Source organism: Streptomyces hirsutus, assembly GCF_001418415.1.
In the GTDB taxonomy this organism is placed as follows: Bacteria; Actinomycetota; Actinomycetes; order Streptomycetales; family Streptomycetaceae; genus Streptomyces; species Streptomyces hirsutus.
Genome location: NZ_LIQT01000549.1, coordinates 1 through 3,636, shown reverse-complemented (window position 1 = coordinate 3,636; position 3,636 = coordinate 1). Strand labels below are relative to the sequence as shown.

The following is a 3,636-nucleotide window of genomic DNA, read 5'->3' as shown; positions in this document are numbered from 1 at the left end:
CGCCCCCGCCGGCCCCAGGGCCGCCCCCGCGATACGGGTCCGGGTCTGCTGCGGCAGCCGCCGGAAGAGGCCGGGACGCTCCGAGTAGAACCAGTTCCGCCAGCCGGGGCCCAGACCGCTGTGGGGGGAGCGGACCGACTGCCACCAAGGGCGCTCCCAGGGCGGCGGCACATCGTTCCACACCAGTCGCTCCGCCCGCGCCAGCACCCTTACGCGCGTGCCCTGTTCGGCGAGCAGCGCCGCGGTCTCCAGAGCCGCCTGGCCGCCGCCGATCACCGTGACGTCCTTGTCCCGGAACTGGTCGAGGTCGCTGTGGTGGCTGCTGTGCGTCACCAGGGACGGGTGCAGTCCGCGCAGGGCCGACGGGACCTCGATGAACGGCATCACCCCGACCGCCAGCGCCACCGTCCGCGCCTGCAGCGCCTCCCCGTCCGCGGTCACCACCGTGAAGCCGTGGGGAGCCGACGCCACCCGGGTCACCATGCGCTCGTCCACGTCCGGCACGGCGTGGCGCGCGAACCACAGGCCGTACGACGCGAACTCCTCCACCGGGATCGGCTGGGCGTGACGTGCGGTCAGCCCCTTTTCCTCGCAGTACGCGGCCAGGGTCCGGCGTCCGCCCGGATCCGAAAGGTTGGACGCCCAGGGCTCCGACTTCAGGAACATGCCGCCGGGCATGTGGTCCCGCCAGGACGCCATGGGCCGGCCGAACACGCGCAGGCGCAGCCCGGCTGCCGCTGCGTGGGAAGCGATCGACAGACCGTACGGGCCGGCGCCGACCACCAGGAGGTCGTACATCATCAACTGCTCGCTTTCTCGTTGTCGGTCAGGGAGGGGGAGGCCGCCCGGGGGATCACGGGGGACGGCGGTACCACCACGCCGCCGCCCAGCCGCTCCCGCAGCCGGCCGGACACATGACGGGCCCACAGGGACCACATCGCCCGTCCGGGAGCCCGGTCGTCCGGGGCGTACCAGGCCAGTTCGCGTCCGCCCGGCGCCGCACGCAGCACGGCGAACGGCGCGTAGTTCTCCACCACGAAAGCCCGCCCGGCCACCGGGCCCCCGTCCGGCAGCGGACGGCCCGTCAGGTCCAGGTGCAGGGCACGCACGACGTCCAGTCCGGCCCCGTCCTCGAAGAGCCGGAACTGGGCGCCGGGGCGCGGGTTGAAGTCGAGCAGGTGGTAACGGCCCGTCGCGTGGCAGCGGCGGAAGTCGAGGTCGAAGACGCCGCGGTAGCCCAGTTCACCGGTGAGCCGCTCGGCCAGGGCCCGCACCTGCGGATTGGGCACCCAGCTGCCCACCGCGGTCAGCCCCGCACCCCGCGGCCAGGCCAGCCGTTTGACCCCCGGTCCGCCGGCGCGCACGGCACCCGAGTGGTCGGCGTAGCCGTGGAAGAACCAGTCCCGGGCCGGGCCCGGCGGCAGATACGCCTGCAGCAGGAGCGGGCTGCCCGCCTCCTCGCTGCGCAGGTACAGCTCCCGGGCCTGCTGCGCGGAGCGCACCAGCAGCGTGCTGCGCAACCCGCTGCCGGCCGGCAGCAGCCAGGGCCGGCTCCACTTCGCCACCACCGGCAGCCCGAGCCGCGTCGCGTCGGCGGCCGCCCGCTCCGGGCTGTCGGGGACGAGTGTCTCCGGGTGCGGAATGTCCGCCGACGCGCACACGGCGGCCAGTTCCGCCTTGTCGGCGACGCGTTCGGGCAGCATGTCCGGCATCGCCGGCAGCAGGTAGGAGGGGGCGAGAGCGTCCCGCAGGCGCCCCGCGGCGATCGCGCTCGCGTCGTCCATCGGGACCAGCACGGCAGGACGCGCGATCCGGTCGGCGACACGGCGCAGCACGGCGAGGACGTCGTCCGCGGACGCTCCGGGCGGCGGCGGGGTGTGCAGCCGACGCACATAGCGGGAGCTGCGCACGGGGCTCCGGGACTCGTCGGCGACGACATGCACTTCCACTCCCGCCCGGCCCAGCGAACGCACGGCCCCCAGCGTTCCGTGATGGAAGGGATTCCGGTCGACCCGCAGAATCACGGCGGGGACACGGGTGTCGAGCAGCGGCACGAATTGTCTCTTTCTTTTTGAATTCGCTCACCCGCACGGGCGAGCATGGCACTCGAAAACCACATTGGCGGTGGCACCATGAGAATTCCTGTGACTGACTTTCGGATGAATGTTCGTCAATAACGAGTCCAGAGGTAGGAGCTCAGAAGCTCAGAAGCTCAGAAGCTCAGAAGTTCGGAAGGCCGGAAACGAGAGCGAAGACAGGAGCAGGAATGGCCCCACAGCACGAACGTGTCCGGGTCCGCGGGCTGGTCGTGGGTGCGGTGGCGATGGCCGTGTCGGCAGCCCTGATGTCCGGTACCGCGGCGGGGTTGGGCGGAGCCGGCGACCCTCGCGTTCCGGCGCCGGGCCCGACGGCGTCCGCGGTCGCCTTCCCGGACCTCGTACAGCGGCCCGCCCCCATGCCACCGGTCCTGATGCCGTCGGTCACCGCCCCGTCGGTCCCGGTCCCGGCCGTCAAGCCCCCGGCCGTCCCGGTGCCGGGCACACAGGGCCCGCCCTTCGGCGCCTTCCTCGGCTCCGACGAGCGGGGCGTGGCCCGGATGGAGCAGTTCAGCCGCTGGCTGGGCGGCGCCGAACTCCGTGTCGGCCACACCTACCTGCCCGGCAACCACTGGAGCGACATCGAGGGCGACGTCCGCTTCCTCGAGTCGTGGGCACGCTGGCGCAACGAGAAGGACGACCGGATGCTCGTCCTCAACGTGCCCCTGCAGGAGCGCAACGAGGCGGGCGTCCCGGACCACGAGGTCAGGGAGCTGTTGCGGCGGGGCGCGGCCGGGGAGTTCGATCACCACTTCCGCGCGCTGGCCGAACGGCTGGTCCGGCTGAAGGTGCCGGACACGATCCTCGTGCTCGGCTGGGAGATGAACGGCGTCACCTACACCCACCGGTGCGGACCGGACCCTCAGGCCTGGAAGACGTACTGGAACAGGATCGTCACCACCATGCGCGCGGTGCCGGGCCAGAAGTTCCGGTTCGACTTCACGCCGAGCCGCGGCTGGGACGCCGTGCCCTGGACCCAGTGCTACCCGGGCGACGACACGGTCGACGTCATCGGCATGGACTCCTACGACCAGCCTGCCGGAATGTCCTTTGACGAACAGGTCGAGGAACCCTACGGACTTCAGGCGCACGTGGATTTTGCGAAAGCCCATGGCAAACCCGTCTCCTATCCCGAATGGGGGCTTTTCCGCAACGGCGACAATCTCGAGTACATGCGGCGCATGCTCGCCTGGATGGACGAGCACAAGCCGCTGTACAACACGCTGACCGACTACTGCCCGCACGGTGTGTGGTGGTGCGACCAGAACCCGGCCTCGTCCCGCCACTACCGGTCCGTCCTCTTCGGCCGCGACGTCGTGGTGCCCCCGGCGCCCTCGGTGCCCCCGGTGCTCACGCCTGTGCCACCCGTCCCCACCGTGCCGCCGCCCCCGGTGGGCTGCTTGCCGGTGGAACTGGGCAGCAGGGTGGAGTTCTGGCTCGGCGGAAAGCTCTGCCTCCCCTTCGGCCGGTGATCGCGTACCCGCCGCAGCCGCCGCCGGCCCGGCCGGACCCACCGTCGTCACCGCTGTCCGCGCACAGC

General features: G+C 71.8%; 3 protein-coding genes. 1 reads left to right on the top strand and 2 read right to left on the bottom strand.

Annotated features, from left to right (window positions below; translation table 11 throughout):
• Window positions 1–798, bottom strand: a 798-nt coding sequence (locus AOK11_RS33975; protein ID WP_157869509.1) for an NAD(P)-binding domain-containing protein, incomplete at its 3' end; no start/stop codon positions are given.
• A gap of 2 nt (window positions 799–800) precedes the next feature.
• A complete protein-coding gene (locus AOK11_RS33970; protein ID WP_055597516.1) occupies window positions 801–2,054 on the bottom strand; it encodes a carboxylate--amine ligase in 1,254 nt (417 codons plus the stop codon).
• A 212-nt stretch (window positions 2,055–2,266) separates the two neighbouring features.
• Here AOK11_RS33970 and AOK11_RS33965 point away from each other — a divergent pair, with 212 nt between their 5' ends.
• Window positions 2,267–3,568, top strand: a complete 1,302-nt coding sequence (locus AOK11_RS33965) for a glycoside hydrolase family 26 protein (RefSeq protein ID WP_055597515.1) — start codon at window positions 2,267–2,269, stop codon at window positions 3,566–3,568.
• Window positions 3,569–3,636 lie beyond the last annotated feature (68 nt).